Origin of the sequence: Nocardia sp. NPDC058176 (genome assembly GCF_042883805.1) — a bacterium.
Taxonomy (GTDB): domain Bacteria; phylum Actinomycetota; class Actinomycetes; order Mycobacteriales; family Mycobacteriaceae; genus Nocardia.
Genome location: NZ_JBHVVA010000004.1, coordinates 78,318 through 98,180 on the forward strand (window position 1 = coordinate 78,318; position 19,863 = coordinate 98,180).

At 69.2% G+C, this 19,863-nt stretch carries 22 protein-coding genes; 10 read left to right on the forward strand and 12 right to left on the reverse strand.

Going from position 1 to position 19,863, the window contains the following annotated elements; translation table 11 throughout:
- Positions 1-13: 13 nt before the first annotated feature.
- Together ACFVVM_RS21695 and ACFVVM_RS21700 are read right to left on the reverse strand one after the other, a co-directional pair.
- On the reverse strand, positions 14-373 hold the full coding sequence (locus ACFVVM_RS21695) for a hypothetical protein (RefSeq protein ID WP_387621079.1): 360 nt from the start codon (positions 371-373) through the stop codon (positions 14-16).
- A gap of 9 nt (positions 374-382) precedes the next feature.
- Entirely contained in the window at positions 383-592 is a 210-nt protein-coding gene (locus tag ACFVVM_RS21700; protein ID WP_387621082.1) for an ArsR/SmtB family transcription factor, read from the reverse strand.
- A gap of 138 nt (positions 593-730) precedes the next feature.
- Here ACFVVM_RS21700 and ACFVVM_RS21705 point away from each other — a divergent pair, with 138 nt between their 5' ends.
- The 6 genes from ACFVVM_RS21705 to ACFVVM_RS21730 all read left to right on the forward strand — a co-directional run bounded on the left by ACFVVM_RS21705 (position 731) and on the right by ACFVVM_RS21730 (position 4,957).
- Positions 731-1,357, forward strand: a complete 627-nt coding sequence (locus ACFVVM_RS21705; protein ID WP_387621084.1) for a tetratricopeptide repeat protein — start codon at positions 731-733, stop codon at positions 1,355-1,357.
- Between the two features lie 337 nt (positions 1,358-1,694).
- Positions 1,695-2,021, forward strand: coding sequence for a hypothetical protein (locus tag ACFVVM_RS21710; protein WP_387621087.1), 327 nt, complete (start codon positions 1,695-1,697; stop codon positions 2,019-2,021).
- On the forward strand, positions 2,018-2,995 hold the full coding sequence (locus ACFVVM_RS21715) for a hypothetical protein (protein ID WP_387621090.1): 978 nt from the start codon (positions 2,018-2,020) through the stop codon (positions 2,993-2,995). The genes ACFVVM_RS21710 and ACFVVM_RS21715 overlap by 4 nt, the downstream gene beginning before the upstream one ends.
- The gene (locus tag ACFVVM_RS21720; RefSeq protein WP_387621093.1) at positions 2,992-3,465 is read left to right on the forward strand and encodes a roadblock/LC7 domain-containing protein; all 474 of its coding nucleotides are present in this window, start codon (positions 2,992-2,994) and stop codon (positions 3,463-3,465) included. The genes ACFVVM_RS21715 and ACFVVM_RS21720 overlap by 4 nt, the downstream gene beginning before the upstream one ends.
- 10 nt (positions 3,466-3,475) lie before the next feature.
- Positions 3,476-3,847 carry a hypothetical protein gene (locus ACFVVM_RS21725; RefSeq protein WP_387621096.1) on the forward strand — a complete coding sequence of 124 codons (372 nt, stop codon included), beginning with the start codon at positions 3,476-3,478 and terminating at the stop codon, positions 3,845-3,847.
- Positions 3,848-4,057: 210 nt separating this feature from the next.
- Entirely contained in the window at positions 4,058-4,957 is a 900-nt protein-coding gene (locus ACFVVM_RS21730) for a cutinase family protein (RefSeq protein WP_387621098.1), read from the forward strand.
- Between the two features lie 441 nt (positions 4,958-5,398).
- On the opposite strand, the gene ACFVVM_RS21735 is transcribed toward ACFVVM_RS21730, so the two are convergent.
- Together ACFVVM_RS21735 and lysX are read right to left on the reverse strand one after the other, a co-directional pair.
- Entirely contained in the window at positions 5,399-6,019 is a 621-nt protein-coding gene (locus ACFVVM_RS21735; RefSeq protein ID WP_387621101.1) for a histidine phosphatase family protein, read from the reverse strand.
- A 38-nt stretch (positions 6,020-6,057) separates the two neighbouring features.
- A complete protein-coding gene (gene lysX / locus ACFVVM_RS21740) occupies positions 6,058-9,372 on the reverse strand; it encodes a bifunctional lysylphosphatidylglycerol synthetase/lysine--tRNA ligase LysX (protein ID WP_387621104.1) in 3,315 nt (1,104 codons plus the stop codon).
- A gap of 109 nt (positions 9,373-9,481) precedes the next feature.
- Between lysX and ACFVVM_RS21745 the strand changes: the two genes are divergently transcribed.
- The gene (locus ACFVVM_RS21745; RefSeq protein ID WP_022566561.1) at positions 9,482-9,703 is read left to right on the forward strand and encodes an RNA-binding S4 domain-containing protein; all 222 of its coding nucleotides are present in this window, start codon (positions 9,482-9,484) and stop codon (positions 9,701-9,703) included.
- A gap of 24 nt (positions 9,704-9,727) precedes the next feature.
- Here ACFVVM_RS21745 and rraA read toward each other — a convergent pair whose 3' ends face one another.
- The 7 genes from rraA to ACFVVM_RS21780 all read right to left on the reverse strand — a co-directional run bounded on the left by rraA (position 9,728) and on the right by ACFVVM_RS21780 (position 14,149).
- Complete coding sequence (gene rraA / locus ACFVVM_RS21750; protein ID WP_387621107.1) at positions 9,728-10,216, reverse strand: ribonuclease E activity regulator RraA; 489 nt, start codon at positions 10,214-10,216, stop codon at positions 9,728-9,730.
- A gap of 12 nt (positions 10,217-10,228) precedes the next feature.
- On the reverse strand, positions 10,229-10,684 hold the full coding sequence (locus tag ACFVVM_RS21755; protein WP_387621110.1) for an SRPBCC family protein: 456 nt from the start codon (positions 10,682-10,684) through the stop codon (positions 10,229-10,231).
- A gap of 64 nt (positions 10,685-10,748) precedes the next feature.
- Positions 10,749-11,693 carry a CopD family protein gene (locus ACFVVM_RS21760; RefSeq protein WP_387621113.1) on the reverse strand — a complete coding sequence of 315 codons (945 nt, stop codon included), beginning with the start codon at positions 11,691-11,693 and terminating at the stop codon, positions 10,749-10,751.
- Between the two features lie 6 nt (positions 11,694-11,699).
- On the reverse strand, positions 11,700-12,266 hold the full coding sequence (locus ACFVVM_RS21765) for a copper resistance protein CopC (protein ID WP_387621116.1): 567 nt from the start codon (positions 12,264-12,266) through the stop codon (positions 11,700-11,702).
- On the reverse strand, positions 12,266-12,916 hold the full coding sequence (locus tag ACFVVM_RS21770; RefSeq protein WP_387621119.1) for a YcnI family protein: 651 nt from the start codon (positions 12,914-12,916) through the stop codon (positions 12,266-12,268). Before ACFVVM_RS21770 ends, ACFVVM_RS21765 begins: the two co-directional genes overlap by 1 nt.
- Positions 12,917-12,957: 41 nt before the next feature.
- A complete protein-coding gene (locus tag ACFVVM_RS21775; RefSeq protein WP_387621122.1) occupies positions 12,958-13,467 on the reverse strand; it encodes a hypothetical protein in 510 nt (169 codons plus the stop codon).
- Between the two features lie 7 nt (positions 13,468-13,474).
- The gene (locus tag ACFVVM_RS21780; protein ID WP_387621125.1) at positions 13,475-14,149 is read right to left on the reverse strand and encodes a DUF6474 family protein; all 675 of its coding nucleotides are present in this window, start codon (positions 14,147-14,149) and stop codon (positions 13,475-13,477) included.
- Between the two features lie 133 nt (positions 14,150-14,282).
- Here ACFVVM_RS21780 and ACFVVM_RS21785 point away from each other — a divergent pair, with 133 nt between their 5' ends.
- From ACFVVM_RS21785 to ACFVVM_RS21795, 3 genes are all read left to right on the forward strand, one after another.
- Positions 14,283-16,013 (forward strand): TM0106 family RecB-like putative nuclease, encoded by a 1,731-nt coding sequence (locus tag ACFVVM_RS21785; RefSeq protein WP_387621128.1) that lies wholly within the window; start codon positions 14,283-14,285, stop codon positions 16,011-16,013.
- Between the two features lie 13 nt (positions 16,014-16,026).
- A complete protein-coding gene (gene htpG, locus ACFVVM_RS21790) occupies positions 16,027-17,985 on the forward strand; it encodes a molecular chaperone HtpG (protein ID WP_387621131.1) in 1,959 nt (652 codons plus the stop codon).
- Positions 17,986-18,092: 107 nt separating this feature from the next.
- On the forward strand, positions 18,093-18,602 hold the full coding sequence (locus tag ACFVVM_RS21795; protein ID WP_387621133.1) for a GNAT family N-acetyltransferase: 510 nt from the start codon (positions 18,093-18,095) through the stop codon (positions 18,600-18,602).
- A gap of 119 nt (positions 18,603-18,721) precedes the next feature.
- Here the strand turns inward: ACFVVM_RS21795 and ACFVVM_RS21800 are convergent, their stop codons facing one another.
- Positions 18,722-19,750, reverse strand: coding sequence for an ABC transporter ATP-binding protein (locus ACFVVM_RS21800; RefSeq protein ID WP_387621136.1), 1,029 nt, complete (start codon positions 19,748-19,750; stop codon positions 18,722-18,724).
- Positions 19,751-19,863 lie beyond the last annotated feature (113 nt).

The window sequence follows — 19,863 nt, forward strand, 5'->3', positions numbered from 1 at the left end:
CGTATGCCTGCGCCTAACCCGGCGAACCGGCGGGTGCCGTTGTCCGGCCGTGGTCGAGGGTGAGCAGTACCGCGACGGTCAGGTAGGCCGCGACGATGACGAGGTTCAGTGCGCCCTGTGCCGGTTGGCCCAGGTCGAAGCGTTCCAGGGCGGCGATGGTGATGACGCCGGAGCCGAAGTAGAAGCCGGTGATCAGAGTGGGGACGGCGAGGTGGCGGGGGAGGAAGGCCGCGACCAGTAGGAGCAGGGAGAAGGCGAAGTCGGGGACGGCGAAGATGTTGTCCGCGCGGTAGTCGGGGTTGAACGTCAGTGCGGCGATCAGCCAGACGCTGACCGGGACGGCGGTGATTCTCGCGATGGTGATCAACGGCATGGCCGCTCCTTAGGGGTGCTGGTCGGCGTGGTCGAGGATCGAGGCGACCAGGCCGGGGAATCGGGTGTCGAGTTCGGTGAGCCGCAGGGTGTTCATGCGCTGTCGGCCGCTGTCGAACTGGCGGATCAGGCCCGCGTTGCGCAGGGCCTTGAAGTGGTGGCTGAGGGTGGACGGGGCGACGCCGAGTCCGAAAGTGCCTGGCGATGTTGTCCGCGACACATCGCGGGCTGATAGCTGTCAGGTTGAAACATCAAGGTGCTCAACCTCTCTCGAGCGCTCGAGAAGCTGGTGGCTGATGTCCCTTGCGCCACATAGACTTCAAGACGTAGAGCAGAATCGGTGATCCGAGGGGGAGCTGTGCCGTTGCCGCCGGGAACATTGGCGACCCTGCGCCGCGCCGCCGAGCGCGGTGACGGTACCGCCATGCACAATCTCGCCCACTTCTACCACAACCACAGCGATTTCGAGGCAGCCGAGCACTGGTTCCGGCGGGCCGCGGCGGCGGGGCACACCCGTTCGATGAACAACCTCGCCGTCCTGCTCGACCAGTTCGGCGAACTCGACGAGGCCGAGTCCTGGTACCGCCGGGCCGCGGCCGGTGGCAACAGCAACGCCATGTACAACCTGGCCACCATGCTCTACCAGTGCGGCGATCGTGCCGATGCCGAGACCTGGTACCACCACGCCGCCATGGCGGGCCACGTCGACGCGATGTTCAATCTCGCTCGCCTGCTGGAGGATCAGCGCCGCCTCGACGACGCCGAGGCGTGGTACCGCGAGGCCGCCGACTGTGGCGACATCGACGCGATCAACAACCTCGGCATGCTCCTGCGCCGCCGCGGCAGCGTCACCGAGGCACGCCGCTGCTTCCGTCGCGCCGCCGATCTCGGCCATCCGCGCGCCATGGCCAATCTCGCCGCGCTGCTCGAATCCGAGGGCGCGCACCGCGAAGCCGAGACCTGGTACCGCCGCGCCGCCGGCTGACAATTGACGGGTATATCGGCGTGCGAAGTCTGTGAAGACGGTCGAATCGAATATTCGCGCGGAGATCGCTGGCTACCGAATAAGCGGTTGATCACCGGTTTCGCATTGCGGTAGCGAATAGGCCCCGAAGTTACCCAAAAGTATTGATACCGAGCGGTTTTCCAGCAAACCCCAGCAAACATTTTGCCGCGCAGCAATTTTCCCGCATTCGACATGCGGAAGTTTGCGGGTGGGTATAGCGTCTCGTTTCGATAACCGATCGATGACAGGGCCGGGGCGTGTGAATTCTCTCGACGGCTGCCTCAAACGCATCATGGATATTCCCGGTGCGCGCAGCGTGACACTGGTGGACGGGGCAAGTGGATTGGCGATCGCCGCGGCGGGCGGGCACGGCGACATCGACGAACACGAGGACGCGGCGAGCACCACCGAGGTGGTGCGGGCGGCACTGGGCTGTTCGGCGTTGACGAACGACCGGACCGACGACGTCACCGAGATCGTCGTCTGCCGCACCGGCGGATTCCACCTGTTGCACCTGGTCGACGGTGATTTCGACGGCAGACTGTTCATGCACGTCGCCTTCGACGGCGACACCGGCAATCTCGGTATGGCGCGCTATCAGCTCAGGAACGCACTCGACGAACTGGCGGGTGCGGATCGATGAGCGTCGCGTTGGCCGAGGAATTGCACCGGCTGGAGGACCAGGAGTCGACCGGTGTGCTGCGGGCCGGCGACGGCGAATTCCACCTCGTGCGTGGCGCGATCGCCTCGGCCGGTTGCCGTCGCACCATCGGATTGGACCGGCTCGTGGTGGAGGCGGGTGTTGCCACCGCCGAGGATTGGCGACGCGCCGGCGCGGGTGATCCCGGCCCGCTCCTGCACCGCCCCCGACTGGAAACTCTGGCGTTGCTGTCGGTCTTCGACGCCGCCTACTTTCTGCTCGCCTCGCCGGGCGAACCGGAATTCCGTCCGGCGCCGGAACATTGGTTGTCGCCGGTGTGCCGGGTGGCGCCACGCGCGGTGGTGCACGAATGCGCGCGCCGCGGTGATCGGGAATGGGGTCCGTGGCCCGCCGATCTGGTCGCGGCCGTGCCGGTGGTGCCCGCGCGCCGGGTGCGTCGAAATCGTGTGGTGCTCACCGGTGCTCAGGCCGAGGTGCTCGCCGCCGCCGATACCCGGCGCAGTGTCGCCGAGATCGCCCGCGACCTCGGCCGCACCACCTACGGCTGCCTCGTCGCGGTCCGGGACCTGACCGCAGCCGGGCTGATCGAGGCGCCGGACCCGATCGAGGTGCCCGAGACTGCGGAGGTGGTCGAGGCGGCGCCCACGCAGCGCACCGGCCGGCATCTCGCACTCGCCCCTGATCCGGTCGAAAGACCTGCCCGACACCGGCACTCGGCGCCGGAGTCCACCACCGTCCCCGTGCTGCCGAGGCGGATCCCCGCCGCCGGCACGGGTGTGATCCGTCCCCCACAGATCGGGGGACCCGGTCGGCACGCGGTCGACGAGGAAGCGACCGCGTCCGCCCGGCCCCGCGGAAACCGCGCTGTCGCGGCACCGTACGAGCCGGAGCGCTGGCAGCAGGTCGACCGCGAAGTACTCATCCGGCTCAGGGCGGCGTTGGAGGAGCTCGAGTGACCGTGCGCAAGAAGCTGCTCGGTGAATGGAGGGGAAGGTTGACCAAAGTGGCGATGACGGTGCCCGAACGGAACGCGGCCGTGCTGGCCGAACTGAAGTCGTTGCGCGAGCGCGTACCCCGGCTCACCGGGTCCGTGGTCGCCTCCAGCGACGGGCTGCTCATCGAACACGACCTGCCGCCGCAGGTCGAACCGACCGGGATGGCGGCACTGGCCGCGGCGCAGCTGTCGCTGTCGTACCGGCTGGCCAGCACCGCGCACGGTGGCGGTTTCAACGAGGTCGTCGTGCACGGCACCGAGGGGCAGGTGGTGATCTACGCCGCCGGTTACACCTCGCTGACCGTGCTCGCCGGACCCGAGGTGAACGTCGGCCGGCTCCACCTGGAGTCGCGCCCGGTAGCTCGTGCCATCGCCGAACACCTGGCGGCGGCGCACTCCTCTGGAAACAGCCAGGGGAAGCACAACAAATGAAAGGCACGACATGTCGAATATGGATCTGGCACTGAAGGACATGATGGTGATCGACGGTGCGATAGGCGCCGCGGTCGTCGACTACAGCAGCGGGATGGCGCTGGGCATGCTCAGCAGCACCAAGGCACTGGACCTGCAGGTCGCCGCGGCGGGCAACACCGAGGTGGTGCGCGCGAAGATGCGCACCATCGAACAGCTCGGCCTCAACGAGGACATCGAGGACGTCCTCATCACCCTCGGCACCCAGTACCACGTCATCCGCCCGATGACCGGCCGCAAGTCCAAGGGCCTGTTCCTCTACCTCGCCCTCGACCGCGGCCGCTCCAACCTCGCGATGGCCCGCCACCGCCTCAAGGGCATCGAGGAAGATCTGGAGGTGTGAGTTCTCCGCTGCGCTGGACGGGTATGTCGGCGACCGGCCGTGGCCGCCGACATCCGGCTCCGCTCGGCCCGTGTGTCGGCGCCGAATTCGAGAGGTCATGTGGCACCGAGGCGCTGCTACGCCTATTGTGATTCGCGGCGAGGTCTGGGTTGCCACAAGTCATCGGGGTTTGCTCTGCATCGGTGAGAGCAAGGGTTGAACTGGAGCGGTATGCAGTTGAGAAAAGTTGTCGCGGCTGTGGGAGCGTCCGCGGCGATGATGTCCGGCATCATGATCGGCAGCACGAGTGCCAACGCGGCGCCCGGCTGCCCGAGTCTTTATGTGGTCGCCATTCCCGGAACCTGGGAAACCGGCGTCGACAAGCCCCCCGGCCCCGGCATGCTGTCCGGCGTCACCAACGGGCTGCCCCGCAACACCCAAGTCGATTACGTCACCTATGCCGCGACCGCGTTCCCGTGGGAGGGCGATGTCTACGGCAACTCCAAGAAGCAGGCCGTCAACGCGGCCCGCGGGCTGATCAGTGACAAGCTCGCCGCCTGCGGCAACACCAGGGCCGCGCTCGTCGGCTACAGCCAGGGTGCCGACGCGGCAGGTGATCTCGCCGCCGAGATCGGCACCGGAATCAGCAAGATTCCCGCCGATCGTGTCGCCGCCGTCGGCCTGATCTCCGATCCGCGGCGCTCGCCCACCGATGTCCAGGTGGGCCCGATCGCGCAGGGCGCGGGCGGCGGTGGCGCGCGGCCGGGCGGCTTCGGCTGGCTCAGCGATCGCACCCGCACGATCTGCGCGGTCGACGATCTCTACTGCGCGACGGCCACCGACGACTTCGTCACCCGCTTCGCCGGCTTCCTGGCGCAGAGCTCGGATGCCAACCCGGCCAACCTGTGGCGGTACCAGATCGAAGCGGGCCAGATCATGAACGATCTGATGGCGCACGGTGGCGTGCCGACGTTGCAGGCGCAGCTGTCGGAGGCGGCCAATCAGCAGCGGGCCAAGGACCTGGAGCGGTTCTACCGGTCGCAGGCGCATACGTTGTACGGGAGCTACCAGGTGGGTGGTGGGAAGACCGCCATCACGTGGATGCGTGACTGGATCGGCTCGCACGCCTGAGTTGTTCTGTCGGGTGCCCGGTGTCGCGGTTGGCGGCGCCGGGCACTCTTGTTTGTGGCTGGGGTTTGGGGTTGACCGACCCGGGCTGTGAACGCTGTGTTTGTTGGAGCGCTGGCGCGCTCGAGTCGCGGCCCCTGATGGGCCGCCGGTTAGCGCTCGAGACTCGCGCCTTCGGCGCATGCGCTTCGAGCGCTAACCGGCGACCCGGCCGCGACCGGCCGACTTCGTCGGCCGCCGCTCCTCGAGGTCGCGGGTGCGGGGCTGGGTGAGGCGGTCATGGCGGACTTAAGTGGTGAGGTGTGGCTGGGAGTTCGGTAGGTGGCGGACTTTGGGTCTTGGGGTGTGGCTGGTAGTGCGGCAGGCTGTGGGCTTCGAGCTTGGGGTGTGGCTGGGTCGCGGGCGTCGGGTCCGGGGTGTGCTGGGGTGCGGTACGTGGCCGACTCAGTGGGCTGTCTTGGACAGGTTGCGGGGGAGCAGGTTCCAGACGTGGCCGTTTTCGTTGATGGTGGCGGCCGTTCGGGTTCCGGTGCGGGAGTAGAGGATTCGGGTGATGGAGCAGTAGTCGATGGGGAAGGTGAGGGGGCGGGGGAGGCCGAGGACGTCGGCGAGGAGGACGTTGATGACGCCGCCGTGGGCGAAGGCTACGACGGTGTCGGTGGGTGCGGTGTCGGCGACCAGGGTTTCGATGGCGGTCAGGACTCGGGTGGTGAAGGCCGGACCGTCGATCTGTTCGGGGAGCAGCCCGGCTTTTATGCGGGCGTAGGCATCCGCGAAGTCGGTCTTCGCGTCCTCGATGGGGATGTAGGCGGGCAGGTCGCGGTCGTATTCGGCCAGGTCGTCGATGATGTCGACGGGTAGTGCGCGAGCGGTCGCGGTGGGAACCGCGGTATCGCGCGCCCGACGCTGCGGGCTGCTGACGATGCGCGCGATCTCGTGCGCGGCCAGCGCGTCGGGGACGCGCGCGGCCTGACGCCTACCGACCTCGGTGAGCCCGGGGTCGGCGGCGACGGTGGCGCTCACGACACGGTCGGGCTGGGCATGACGCACGAGAATCAGCTGCACGCTCCACACTCTGCCGCATCGAGGTGAACCGCACGGGTTCAGCGCGGCTTCACCAGGGGGAACGGGAGGGTTTCGCGGATGCTGCGGCCGGTGATGAGCATGACGACGCGGTCGACGCCCATGCCCAGGCCGCCGGTGGGGGGCATGGCGTGTTCGAGAGCCTGGAGGAAGTCCTCGTCGAGTTCCATCGCCTCGGGGTCGCCGCCCGCGGCCAGCATCGACTGTTCGGTGAGGCGGCGGCGCTGCTCGACGGGGTCGGTGAGTTCGCTGTAGGCGGTGCCCAGTTCGACGCCCCAGGCGACCAGGTCCCAGCGTTCGGTGACGCCGGGGATGCTGCGGTGCGAGCGGGTCAGTGGGGCGACCGAGACGGGGAAGTCCAGGTAGAAGGTGGGTTCTGTGGTTTGGGATTCCACCAGGTGCTCGTACATCTCCAGCACCACCTGCCCGGCGTCCCAGCCGTGCTGATACGCCACCCCGGCGCCGTCGCACAGTTCGCGCAGCCGGGTGAGGTCGGTGCGCGCGGTGATCTCGGTGCCGATGGCCTCCGAGATCGCGCCGTGCACCGTCTTGACCCGCCACTCGCCGGAGATGTCGACGGCGTCGAAGCCGCCGGAGTCGTTGGGCCGCAACGCCACCTCGGCGCCGTTGGCCGCCATCGCCGCGTCCTGGATCAGCTGACGGCACAGGTGCATCATCCGCAGGTAGTCGCTGTGCGCCTCATAGGCTTCCAGGATCGTGAACTCGGGATTGTGGCTGAAGTCCACGCCCTCGTTGCGGAAGGTCCGCCCGATCTCGAACACCTTCTCCATGCCGCCGACGCACAGCCGCTTGAGATACAGCTCGGGCGCGATGCGCAGGTACAGGTCGAGGTCGTAGGCGTTGATGTGGGTGCGGAACGGGGTCGCGTTGGCGCCGCCGTGTACCTGCTGCAGGATCGGCGTCTCGACCTCGAGGAAGCCCCAGGTGAACAGCGAGTCGCGCAGCGAGTGCAGCACCGCGCTGCGCTTGGCCATCACCTCGCGGGTCTCGGGGTTGATCGCCATGTCGACGTAGCGCTGCCGCACCTTGGCCTCGGAATCGGCCAGCCCGCGCCACTTGTCGGGCAGCGGGTGCAGGCACTTGCCGTTCATCCGCCAGTCCTGCGCGAGCAGCGAGAGCTCACCACTGCGGCTCGTGCCGAGCTGACCGCTCACCTCGATCAGGTCGCCCAGGTCGAAGAACTCGGTGAACTCCGCGCTGCGATCGGCGCCGACCCGCTCGCGGTCGATCACCAGCTGGATCTCCTCGGTCCAGTCGCGTACCACCGCGAAGATCACCCCGCCGTAGTCGCGGATGCGCAGCAGCCTGCCCGCCACCCGCACCGTGGTGCCCTTGGGCGTGCGCCGGGCCGCGGCGATGGTGTGCGTGGGCGGGTAGGAGATCGGGTAGGCGTCGACGCCGGCGGCGGTGAGCCGGGCCAGCTTGTCCATCCGCACCCGCACCTGCTCGGGCCTGCGCGGACCCTGCTCGGTGTCCTCGCCCTCGGGCGCGTCGGGCGGGCTGCCGTCGGCGTGCAGGCCGGTGATCGCCGCGGGGACAGCCGGATTCGTCCCGGTGTGCACCGAGGCGTCGGGCGCCTTGCCCAGCCGCGGCAGGAAGCCTTCGGCCAGCCCGCTCGCCGTCGCGACCCGGGGCAGTTGCCTGCGCTCCTCGAACAGGAAGAACCGTGGCACCCAGCGCGGGTGGTACTTCACATTCGACCGGTACAGCGCCTCGAGCTGCCACCAGCGCGAGAAGAACAGCAGCACCCCGCGCCAGGCCCGCAGCACCGGTCCGGCGCCGATCCGGCCACCCTCCTCGAACACCGAGCGGAACACCGCGAAGTTCAGCGAGACCTTGGTGATGCCGTACTGGTCGGAGTTCAGCGCGAGCTGCGAGATCATCAGCTCCATCACGCCATTGGGACTGTGCGGGTCGCGGCGCATCAATTCCAGCGAGGCACCGGTACGGCCCCACGGGACCAGCGAGAGCATGGCGTGCACCCGGTCGTCGTGATCGACGGCCTCCACCAGCAGGCAGTCACCGTCGAGCGGATCGCCGAGACGGCCCAGCGCCATCGAGAAGCCGCGTTCGGTCTCGGTGTCGCGCCAGGCGTCGGCGCGCGCGATGATCTCGGCGAACTCCGTGGCGGGGATCTCGCGGTGCCTGCGCACCCGCACGCCGATACCGTGTTTGCGCAGCCGGTTGGCGGCCTGGCGCACCTGCTTCATCTCCGGACCGGCCAGCGAGAACGTGCGGGTGTCGAGGATCGCCTCGTCGCCCAGCCGCAGCGCCGCGAGCCCGGCCTGGCGATACGCGGTCGCGCCGATCTCGCTCGCGCCCATCACCGCGGGCGCCCAGCCGAACCGGTCCGCCTGCTCCAGCCAGGCCGTGATGGCCTGCGGCCAGCTCTGTTTCGGCCCGATCGGATCGCCACTGGCCAGGCACACGCCCAGCTCGACGCGATAGGTGATGGCCGCCTTGCCGTTCGGCGCGAACACCACCGCCTTGTCCCGGCGGGTCGCGAAGTAGCCCAGCGAGTCCTCGACATCGCTGCTCGCCAGCAGACCGCGGATCGCCGACTCGTCCAGCCCGGTCATGGCGTTGTCGGCGCGCTGGGAGCGCAGCAGCACGATCACCGCGGCCAGCAGCGCGATCGCGCCGAACAGGCCGAGCACGAAGTTCACCCACGCGCGGGGATGGCCGTCGAAGTGCTCGTTGTTCACCAGTACCGCCGCGGTGACCCGGTACACCGCCCACAGCGGCCGCTGCACGCCGCCCGGCAGCGAGCCGGGGAACAGCTCCACCAGCCCCCAGCCGAGCAGACAGCCCGCCGCCAACCCGGCGACGAGCACCCCGAGCGCCTTCCACAGCGCACCCGGCCTGACCCGCGTGTAGAACTCCTTGCGCGCCGCGAGCAGCACGCCGAGCACCACCAGGTGCACGAGGAAGGCCACCAGCGCGGCCACGTCGTCATCGGCGACGAAGGCCACGATGTTCGACACCGCGTAGAGCACGAGATAGCCGAACAACAGCCACCAGGCGACGCGTTTTCGGCTGGCGATCGCCCCCGCCAGGAGTCCGACGACCAGCGCCCACACCAGACTGTCGGGCGCGTCGAAGTAGTAGGTGTCGACGAAGTGGCGTGGTGTCTGCGTCAGATGCCGCAACGTCGGGGAGAGGCTCCACAGCAGGCACAGCACCGCGAAGACGCCCAGGATCATCCCCGTGACGTGCGGTACCTCGGACAACCTGCCGTGCGCGCGATGCGGAACCGGCGATCTGTCCGGTGCCGCCTCGACGATGGGGTGCTGCTCGGCCTGCGTGGGGGTCACTGATCCAGTGTGAGCGCTCCCGGGCCGGATGCGGGTCGCCCTCGGCGCGGCGTGTTCGTCACCAGGGCCGGTGGCGCGCCCCTTTTCGCGGGGGAGTAAGTATTAGCGCATGTCGGAACCAGTCGATGTGCCCATCGATGACGATGTCATCAAGCTCGGGCAGTTCTTGAAACTGGCCAACCTGATCGATTCGGGCTCCGAGGCCAAGACGGTGATCGCCCAGGGTCTCGTCCGGGTCAACGACGAGGTCGAGCTGCGCCGCGGTAGGCAACTACAGGTGGGCGACGTCGTCGTCCTGGCCGGACACAAGGTGCGGGTGTCCGGGAACTAGCCCGAACACCCGCGACCTGAGATCTCAGTCCTCGGCACGGACCACGACGCCGTCGTGGTCGCTGTAGAGCATCTCGCCCGGGACGAAGGTGATCCCGCCGAACTCCACCTGCACATCGCGCTCGCCGCTACCGGTCTGGGTGCTCTTGCGCGGGTTGGTGCCCAGCGCCTTCACCCCGATGTCGAGGGTGCGCAGGATCGCGGAGTCGCGCACGGCGCCGTTGACGATCACCCCGGCCCAGCCGTTGTCCACGCCACGCCCGGCGATGATGTCGCCGACCAGCGCGGTGTGCACGCTCGCGCCGCCGTCGACGACGAGCACCTTGCCCTCGCCCGGCTCGCCCAGGGTCTGCTTGACCAGCAGATTGTCCTGGAAGCAGCGGATCGTGGTGATCCGTCCGGCGAACGCGGCCCGGCCACCGAACTGGATGAACTGGGTGTCGCAGCTGCGGATCTCGGGGCCGATCTCATCGGCCAGATCGGCGGTGGCCACAACATTCACTGATTCGGTCATGCGCTGATTGTGTCAGGCGCTCTCGCTGTGCGCTTTCACGATCTCCCGGACCAGGCTGTCGGTGGTGTGCTTGACCGCGATCTTGATGAAGGGCTCGATGGTCTTGCCGAGCATCTTGCCCGCGATGCCGCCGCCGACCGAGAAGTCGATGGTCGCGTCGACCGTGCACAGGTCATCGCCCTTGGGCAGGTAGCGGAAGGTCGCGACGATCTCGAAGCCCTTGATCGACCGGGTGGCGATCAGCCTGCCCTCTTCCCAGCCGACGACCTCGATGCGGGAGGTCAGCGAGGCGGGGCCCAGCTTCATCTTGCCGTCGAACTTCGCGCCGAGGCCGTCGGTCTGCTCGGTGACAGGGGTGAAGGTCTCGATGCCGTACCAGAACTTCGGCAGGTTGCGGTAGTCGTTCATGAAGGCGAACGCCGTCTCGGCCGACGCAGCGCAGTCTTCGACAATCCTCACTTCGGTCATGCGGGTTACTGTAATCGGTTCGTACACCGTCCAACGGCACCGGACGCGAACGTGACGGAGCTGACTACGCGGTGACCGCCAGGACGGCGGCCAGCCCGAACGCCAGCGCCATCACCACCACTTCGACGATGGCATTGCGCAGCGACACCGCCGCGGTGACCCGGTGATCGGCGGCCCGCGCCACCCAGGTGCGCCGCCACCACCAGCCCAGACCCGCCAGCACGCACAGCAGCGTGAACTTGGCCAGCAGGATCCGCCCGTACCCGCTCGACCACAGCGGCTCGATCCCGCCCAGGCGCACCAGCCCGTCGATCACTCCGGTGGCGGCGACCGCGAGCACCAGCGGCGCGGCCAGCGCCGAATAGCGGGGCAGCGTGGCCGCCCATTCGCCGCGGGTGCGCAGGACCAGCGCCATCGCGAGCAACAGGCCGAGCCAGCCCGCGGCGGCCAGCGCGTGCACCGCGGCGAGCACCGAGCCGAACATCTGCTGGGACATGTGCCCGGTGATCGGACGCAACGCCAGCGCGACGGCGGCGAACACCAGCACCAGATCCGGCGATGCCGCCTCGGGCCGCCGGAAGGCCACCGCCGCGTAGCAGGCGATCGCGCCGGTACAGAACAGGATCGCGATCCCGATCTGCCCGGCACTGAGCCGTCCGAGGAAGGTACCGAACTCGTCGGCCCCGAGATCGCGCACCGGCACGCCGACGATCTCGGCCGCCTCGCCCACCAGCACCGCGAACTCGGCGGCGAACCAGACCCCGGCCAGCACCGCGACCGGTCGCCAGGTGACCCGCAGCCGCTCGTTGAGCCGGGGCAGCGCCGCCAGCCCGAGCACCGTCGCGCCCGCGCCGTCGGCGAGGACGCGCGCGCAGGCCACCACGGGAAAACCGTCGAAGCCACGCAGCACCCAGGCCAGCACCACACCGGCCATGGCCGCGGCGACGACCGGCCCCAGCAGCCGCCACGGCCGCGGCGTGGCGCCGGGAACCCGGCGACCGGTCGTCATCGCGAGCTACTTCTTGCGACCGGACCGGCCACCGAGCAGCGCGACCGCCAGGCCCGCACCGAACAGCACCACACCACCGGCGACGAACACCCACACGGGCACCCCACCGGAATCGCTGTCGCCGTCGGCCCGGTCCTCGCCCGGCTTGGCGCCCGGCGTGCCGGTGCCTTCCTTGCTGAGCGTGAAATGCCGTGTCCCGCTGACGGGATGGCCGTCGGCCGAGGTCACCCGGAACGCGAGCGTGTACTCACCGACCGGTCCCAGCTCACCGACTTCCACACTCACCGTGCGACCTTCGACGAGCACGTCGCCCTTGGACCACAGCCGCCCGTCCGGGCCGACCACGGTCAGCGACGGAAAGGTCTGCTGCAGTTCCTCGTTGAAGGTGATGCTGGCCCGCGCCGGTCCCACCTCGACGGTCGAGCCGTCCTCGGGCACGCTGCTCACCGCGCCGGAGTGCGCGCTCGCCGTACCCGCCGCCGCGAAGGCCGCGGCGAACAGCACTGCGAGCAGTGCCACGAGTATCGCGGGACGCCGGCGTGCGCTGGTCGCCGGGGACGTGCCGGCGCGCATCAGGAGGCCCGCCGCGAGCGGAAGACCAGGCCGAGGCCGAGGGCCGCGCCGAACAGGCCGAGAGCGAGGCCGAGGCCGCCGAGCCAGCGGGCCACGTTGTCCTGGCCGGATTCGCTGGTCTCGCCCGAGGCGACCTGGTGATCGCCGTGCCCGCCGCCGTTCGCGGTCAGGGTGACGCTCGGTGCCGGGCGCTCGGGTTCGGCGCCGTCGGTGCTCGGCTGATCCCAGGCGACGACCTTGCCGTCGCTGTAGGTCTGCTCGGTGGGGAAGGTCACCGTGTCCTGATCGGGCAGCGGGCCGAGCGAGAGCACGAAGCGCTGGAACTGGCCGGGGCCGACGCCGGGGTTGCCCGGTTCGGCGGTCCAGGCGACGGCGACGGTCTCGCCCTTGTCGTTGCGTTCGACGTTCGCGGTCCAGCCCGGGAGCGGCTCGGTGCGCACGCTCTTCAGGTTCGGCACGGCGACGCGCAGCCCGGTGGTGGCCGCGGTGTCGGATTCGGTGGGCACCTTGAAGGTGGCGACGGTGTAACCGCCCTTGGCCGCGCCGGGGGCGTCGACGGTCACGTGGGCGGCCGCCGAACCGCAGGCGGCGAGCACGAGACCCGCCGCGATCGCGACGGTCCCGGTGCCACGGGTGGTGAAGTTGTGCATGGAATGCCTTCTGTCCGAAGAGAAATCTGAAGTCGTCTGGATCAGGCGAACAGCGGCGGTGCGCGCGGACATCGCGCACCCTTCGGACGTGTGCCGCGCGCGGCGAGGGTGGAGAACCAGCGGACAGCGAGCCGGGTGACGGTCGCCGAGGGCACGCCGAGCACTGCCCGAACAACGCTCGACGCAACGAGATACAGCCGCTCGGCAACGAGAATCAGTGCGGCACAGACGATTGCCGCGAGGAAGTGCGCCGCGGTCATCGACGCGCTCGGCAGATGCAGCAGTTCGCTGTGATGGTCGAGCGTGCCGGTCAGGGCGAAATGCCCAGCCCACTGCCCGCCGATCAGCGCCGACGCCGTGCGCATCGCCGATGCGCGACCACCCCGAGCGGCGAACATCCCCGCCCCCAGCGAAACCAGCAGCAGCAGCGCGATTTCCGCCGATCGCGGCACCCCGCCACCGGCCATCCCATGCGCGGCGATGGCGAGCCCGCCCACGAGTACGCCGCAGCCACCACCGCGCAGGCGGGAGGTGAGCTGCGGCGTGGTCACGACGGGATCAGCGCACGCCCAGGCGGGCCAGTGCGTCGTTCTCCAGCACGGACAGCTCGGCCGAGATGGAGGTGTGCACGGCCTTGCGGCGCGCGGCGGGCATCTGCTCGGCGGTGTTCACCGCGACGGTGAGATCGGTCAGCCGCGAGCGGGCCGCGTCGACGTACTTCTTGGTGTCGGCGTCGCCCGGCGCGTCGGCGGTGATCTTGTCCAGCGCGGATTCGGTGTTGGTGATGCGGGCCTGCAGGCGCGCGCCGTGGCCGCTGAACTCGCCGAGCTGGTCGAGCCCGATGCCGAGCTGCTGTGCCTTGCGCGCGTCGAGCTGACCGCGCACGAAGGTCGCGCCGCGGTAGGCCAGGGGCGCGAGGACCGGGATCAGCACCCTGGCCACGCCGATGTACTTGCGGATCTGGGCCGCGCTGAACAGTTCACGGTCGGCCTTGGCCGCGAGCTTCTGGGCGGCCTTCTCCTCGGCCTGCAGGGTCGCGATCTGCGCCTTGGCCACCTTGGCCTCGGTACGGGCCGCCGACTTCGCCGCGCGCCGGTTGGTGCGCTCGCCCGCCTTGGCCGCCTTGCGCTCGTTCTTCGCGCCGAGCTTCGCCTCGACGGCCGCCTTGTGCTTGAGTGCCTTCGCCTCAGCGCGTCGGCTCGGTCGCCGCTTGCGCTTGCTGAACAACCCCATGAGATCAGGCCCTCCGTCATGCTCGCCAAGTCATGAGGCAGAGCCGGGGATAGCGGCCTGCCGTACTTCGTAGCGTAGTGGGATGAGGGTAGCGATTGGGCATTGTGTCGGGGGGAAGGACCATACTGCTTGCGTGCGCGCAGCCGAGGACGACTTCGACGGCGGGCCGGTGCATCGCCCGGCCCGGGCTTCCGCTGCCCTCGATCGAGGGGCCGAGATCGGGCTCGTGACCACGCCGGAGCACGGCGAACCCGGCCCGCGCGCCGCCTTTCTCGACGCGCGCTCGCTGATCGGCTGCCGCCATCGCCTCCACCTCGATGCCACCTACCCGGCCGCCCTCGTCGAGGTTCGTGAGGACCCGGGCGTGCAGCAGCGGCGCGAGGCCGCGAGCGCGCACCGCACCAAGGTCCGCGACGAGCTGGTCGCCGCCGCCCCCGCCGACTGGGTGGTGATCGACCCGCGGCTGCGCGCCGGTGACAAGGCCGCCGCGACCATGGCCGCGATGGCGGCGCGCGCGCCCCGCATCTGGGGCGGGTTGCTGCCCCAGGAGGCCGATACCGGCCGCCGCGGCGGTGCCGAGTTCCTGCTGCGCGACGACGACCGCGGCGGCTACATCCCGATCATCGTGGTCAACCACAAGGTCACCGACCCGCGCCGCCCCGACCCGGCCGATTTCCACCCGCTGACCTCGGACCTGTTCCGCTGGCAGCCGCGCCGCGACAAGCACGTGAAGCTGCGCCCGCAACCGCGCGACCAGCAGCGCCTCGCCCACCTGTACCGGATGCTGCAACGGCACGGCATGGCCAGCCCCGCCCTGGTCGGCGGCGCGATCGGCCTGGCCTTCGACCGCATCCTCGTCCACGATCTGACCAGCGTTCTCGCCGACTACGACCAGCGCTACGCCGACCGCATCGCGGTGGTGCGCGGCGAACTGCCGACCCAGCCGTCGAAAGTCCCGGAGTGCAGGCAGTGCCCGTGGTGGGTGCGTGCGCCCGGCGCGGAGGAGGAACACAGTTGCGAGGGGCGGCTGGTGCAGATGCGCGATGTGAGTCTGGTCGCGCCCGGCTCACGCGCCGAGGTGCTGCGGCTGCACGACGTGCAGACCATCGACGAGCTGGCCGCGTGGGAGGGCGCCGAGCCCGAGGACTGGCAGCACGGCCCGTTCGACGAGACCGTGGTCACCGCCCGCGCCTGGATCGCCGGCGCGCCGCTGGTGCGCCGGTTCGACCAGGTCAGCGTGCAGCGCGCCGATGTGGAGGTCGACGTCGACCTGGAGAGCTACCAGGAGGACGGCGCCTACCTGTGGGGCACCCTGCTCGACGACGTCTACCGCCCGTTCTTCACCTGGGTACCGCTGCCCACCGAGGACGAGGGCCGCTCGTTCGGCGAGTTCTGGACCTGGCTCATGGGAGTGCGCGCCGACGCACACGCGGCAGGCAAAACCTTTGCCGCCTACTGCTATTCGCGCACCGCCGAGGACAAGTGGCTCTACGAGTCGGCCCACCGGTTCGCCGGGATGCCCGGCGTGCCCACCCGAGAGCAGGTGCGCGCGTTCGTCGATTCCCCCGAGTGGGTCGACATGTTCCAGGCGGTCACCGACCAGTTCATCTGCCCCAACGGCAAGGGTTTGAAGAAGATCGCCCCGGTCGCCGGCTTCGGCTGGCGCGATCCGGAGGCAGGCGGCGAGGCGTCGATGGGCTGGTATCGCCGCGCGGTCGGCTACGACGCCGACAGCGACCTGTCCCAGCGCACCCGCCTGCTCGAGTACAACGAAGACGACGTCCGAGCCACCCAGGTCCTGCGCGATTGGATGACGAGGAAGGCCGTCGCCGAGGTTCCCTCGATCGCCGACTTCGGGCGGTAATAACATCGGTCCTGTGACTGAGCACGTCGAAACTCTCGAGTTCCAGGCCGAGACCCACCAGCTCCTCGAGCTGATGATCCACTCGGTCTACTCCAACAAAGACACGTTCCTGCGGGAGCTGATCTCGAACGCGTCCGACGCACTGGACAAGCTCAAGCTGGCCGCGTTCCAGGACAAGGATCTGGTCGCCGACACCGCCGACCTGCACATCGAGCTGGATGTCGACAGCGACAAGCGTGTCCTGACCGTGCGCGACAACGGCATCGGCATGTCCCGCGCCGAGGTGATCGATCTGATCGGCACCCTCGCCAAGTCCGGCACCGCCGAGCTGCGCCGCAAGCTCACCGAGGCCAAGTCCGATGCCGCCGCCGAGGAGCTGATCGGCCAGTTCGGCATCGGCTTCTATTCCACCTTCATGGTCGCCGACAAGGTCGTGCTGACCACCCGCAAGGCGGGCGAGGGCGAGGGCACCCGCTGGGAGGCCGCCGCGGGCAGCTCCTCCTATTCCATCGACACCGTGGCCGACGCGCCGCAGGGCACCTCGGTGACCCTCGAGCTCAAGACCCCGGACGAGGACGATCACCTCTTCGATTACACGCAGGAATGGAAGCTGCGCGAGATCGTCCGCAAGTACTCCGACTTCATCGCCTGGCCGATTCGCATGCAGGTCGAGCGCACGGTGACCGAGGGCGAGGGCGAGGAGAAGGTCGAGAAGACCATCGTCGAGGACCAGGTCCTCAACTCGCAGAAGGCCCTGTGGACCCGGCCGCGCGGGGAGGTGACCGACGAGGAGTACAAGGAGTTCTACCACCACGTCAGCCACGCCTGGGACGAGCCGCTCGAGATCATCCCGATGAAGGCCGAGGGCACCTTCGAGTACCAGGCCCTGCTGTTCATCCCGTCCACCGCGCCGTTCGACCTGTTCACCCGCGAGCACAAGCGCGGCGTGCAGCTGTATGTGCGCCGGGTGTTCATCATGGACAACTGCGAAGAGCTGATGCCGGAGTACCTGCGCTTCGTCAAGGGTGTGGTCGACGCGCAGGACCTCTCGCTCAACGTCTCCCGCGAGATCCTGCAGCAGGATCGTCAGATCCAGATGATCCGCAAGCGTCTGGTGAAGAAGGTGCTGTCCACGGTCAAGGACCTGCAGGGCGCCGAGGATCAGACCAAGTACCAGACCTTCTGGGCGCAGTTCGGCCGAGTTCTCAAGGAGGGCTTGCTCTCCGACACCGACAACCGCGAAACCCTGCTCACCGTCTCGTCTTTCGCCTCCACCGCCTCGGAGTCCGAGCTCACCACGCTCGCGCAGTACGTCGAGCGGATGAAGGACGGCCAGGACGCGATCTACTTCATGACCGGCGAAAGCCGTGCGCAGGTGGAGAACTCACCGCACCTGGAAGCCTTCAAGGCCAAGGGCCTCGAGGTGCTCGTGCTGACCGATCCCGTCGACGAGATGTGGGTCGGCTCGGTGCCGGAGTTCGACGGCAAGAAGTTCCAGTCCATCGCCAAGGGCGAGGTGGATCTCGAGACCGAGGACGAGAAGAAGGAGACCGAGGCGCTGCGCGAGCAGCAGGACAAGGACTTCGCCGACCTGCTCACCTGGCTCGGCAAGACCCTCGACGAGGTCGCCAAGGAGGTGCGCCTCACCAACCGGCTCACCACCTCCCCGGCCTGCCTGGTCGGTGACGTCTACGACTTCACCCCCATGCTCGAGCGCATGTACCGCGCCTCGGGCCAGGCGCTGCCCGAGTCCAAGCGCATCCTCGAGCTCAACCCCACCCACCCGCTGGTCACCGGCCTGCGCGACGCCTACGACGCCCGCAAGTCCGATGCCGACGAGGGCAAGGTCCCCGAACTCGCCGAAACCGCCGAACTGCTCTACGGCACCGCGGTTCTCGCCGAGGGCGGCGAACTCAAGGACCCGGCCCACTTCGCCCAGCTCCTCACCGAGCGCCTGACCCGAACGGTCTGAGTGTGCGACGGTCCGGTCGGCCTCGACGAGGTCGGCCGGACCGCGGAACTGGATTCGTGATGCGGAATACCCGTGCTGACCGGGCAGATTCGCGGCACCATTGAGCTATGAGCGCGGGGTACGAGATCCGTCGACCCGGGTCCGACGACGGTGATCTCCCGGCCGGGCATGTGATCCGGCGGGCACGCCCCGACGACTACGACACCCTGATCGCCGTGGTCGACAACTGGTGGGGCAGAACGGTGGTGCACAACCTGCCGCGCATGTTCCTCGACCACTTCCACCGCACCAGCCTGATCGCCACCGACGCGGACGGAATCTCGGGATTCCTGGTGGGTTTCGGCTCACCCTCGGACCCCGACACCGCCTACATCCACTTCGTCGCCGTCCGCCCCGACGCCCGCAAGGTCGGCCTCGGCCGCACTCTCTACGACGAGTTCTTCACCCTCGCCCGCGCCGACGGCCGCACGGTGGTCACCGCCGTCACCTCACCGGCCAACTTCACCTCGATCGACTTCCACCGGAGTCTCGGGTTCACGGTGACCGGCCCGATCCCGGACTACAACGGGCCAGGGCGCTCGTTGATCACATTCGAGCGCAAGCTCGACCCGGTCTGAGCGCGTATTGATCGTCGAAAACCGCGCCCCGGCGTGGATCACCTCCGAGCCTGCGCCGGGCACGGATCAGCGCGCGTCGGGTTCCCTCGCATCGGAATCGGAACGAGCGCCGGCACCGATCACTCCGCCGGATAGAACACCCCGGTCCCACGCACCTCGACCACTACCGCGTCGCCGGGACGCACCGCGACGGGGGAGAGGACTCGTGCGGTGAGCTCGACTTCGCCCGCACGCAGCGTGAGCACGGCGTCGTGGCCGTGAAAACTCGACCGCTCCACCAAGACCGAGTCGCCGCCCGGCTCGACGCGCAACTGCTCGGGCCGCAGCAGAACGACGCCCGAACCGTGCGCGGACGCGGTGAGCGGCACCGGACCGAGAACGGTCGCGGCGGTGTCGCCGTTCGCGGTGGCGGGCAATCGCACTGCCTCGCCGAGGAATCCGGCCAGCGCGAGGTCGACCGGGGTGCGATAGAGCTGTTCAGGAGTGCCGACCTGGGCCACCCGCCCATCACGCAGCACGGCCACCTGATCGGCCATCGACAGCGCCTCGTCCTGATCGTGGGTGACCAGGATGGCAGTGGTGCCGAGTCCGGTGAGAATCTCGCGAACCTGATCGCGCACCGAGGCGCGCAGTCCGGCATCGAGCGCGGAGAACGGCTCGTCGAGCAGCACCGCCGCCGGCGCGGGCGCGAGCGCCCTCGCCAAGGCGACCCGCTGCTGCTGACCGCCGGACAGCTGCTGCGGCCGATGCCGCTCGTACCCTTCGAGCCCGACCACCTCGAGCAGCTCACCCACCCGCGCCCGCCGCGCCCGCCGAGTCGCCGCCCGCCAGCCCGGCAGCCCATAGCCGATGTTCGCCGCCACCGTCAGATGCGGAAACAGCGCCGCCTCCTGCGGAACGATCGTCACCCGCCTGCGCTCGGGCGCCACACTCCGCTTCGCACTGGCAACCACCTCGTCCCCGACCCGGATCTCCCCGGCGGTCGGCTGCAAGAACCCCGCGACGGTCCGCAACAGCGTCGTCTTCCCGCCTCCGGAAGCTCCGAGCACAGCGGTCAGACTGCTGGCCGGAACCCGCAGATCCACCCCGCGCAACACCTCCCGCCCCGGATAACCCGCCCCGAGCCCCGAGATCACCAACTCACTCACCCGAGCCACCCTTCACTCACCGAGCCACCCTTCTCGCGGCACACGCCACCCTTCTCGCGGCGCGCCACCAGTTGCGCAGATGTCGATCGCCACCGCGCCGAGACCGTCACCAC

Bases quoted from the DNA above. Each gene is read 5' to 3' on its own strand.
- ACFVVM_RS21770 (WP_387621119.1), bottom strand. From the start codon at position 12,916: ATGCACAACTTCACCACCCGTGGCACCGGGACCGTCGCGATCGCGGCG.
- ACFVVM_RS21765 (WP_387621116.1), bottom strand. From the start codon at position 12,266: ATGCGCGCCGGCACGTCCCCGGCGACCAGCGCACGCCGGCGTCCCGCG.
- ACFVVM_RS21745 (WP_022566561.1), top strand. From the start codon at position 9,482: ATGTCGGAACCAGTCGATGTGCCCATCGATGACGATGTCATCAAGCTC.
- ACFVVM_RS21780 (WP_387621125.1), bottom strand. From the start codon at position 14,149: ATGGGGTTGTTCAGCAAGCGCAAGCGGCGACCGAGCCGACGCGCTGAG.
- rraA (WP_387621107.1), bottom strand. From the start codon at position 10,216: ATGACCGAATCAGTGAATGTTGTGGCCACCGCCGATCTGGCCGATGAG.
- ACFVVM_RS21730 (WP_387621098.1), top strand. From the start codon at position 4,058: ATGCAGTTGAGAAAAGTTGTCGCGGCTGTGGGAGCGTCCGCGGCGATG.
- ACFVVM_RS21795 (WP_387621133.1), top strand. From the start codon at position 18,093: ATGAGCGCGGGGTACGAGATCCGTCGACCCGGGTCCGACGACGGTGAT.
- ACFVVM_RS21725 (WP_387621096.1), top strand. From the start codon at position 3,476: ATGTCGAATATGGATCTGGCACTGAAGGACATGATGGTGATCGACGGT.
- ACFVVM_RS21695 (WP_387621079.1), bottom strand. From the start codon at position 373: ATGCCGTTGATCACCATCGCGAGAATCACCGCCGTCCCGGTCAGCGTC.
- ACFVVM_RS21755 (WP_387621110.1), bottom strand. From the start codon at position 10,684: ATGACCGAAGTGAGGATTGTCGAAGACTGCGCTGCGTCGGCCGAGACG.
- ACFVVM_RS21715 (WP_387621090.1), top strand. From the start codon at position 2,018: ATGAGCGTCGCGTTGGCCGAGGAATTGCACCGGCTGGAGGACCAGGAG.
- ACFVVM_RS21760 (WP_387621113.1), bottom strand. From the start codon at position 11,693: ATGACGACCGGTCGCCGGGTTCCCGGCGCCACGCCGCGGCCGTGGCGG.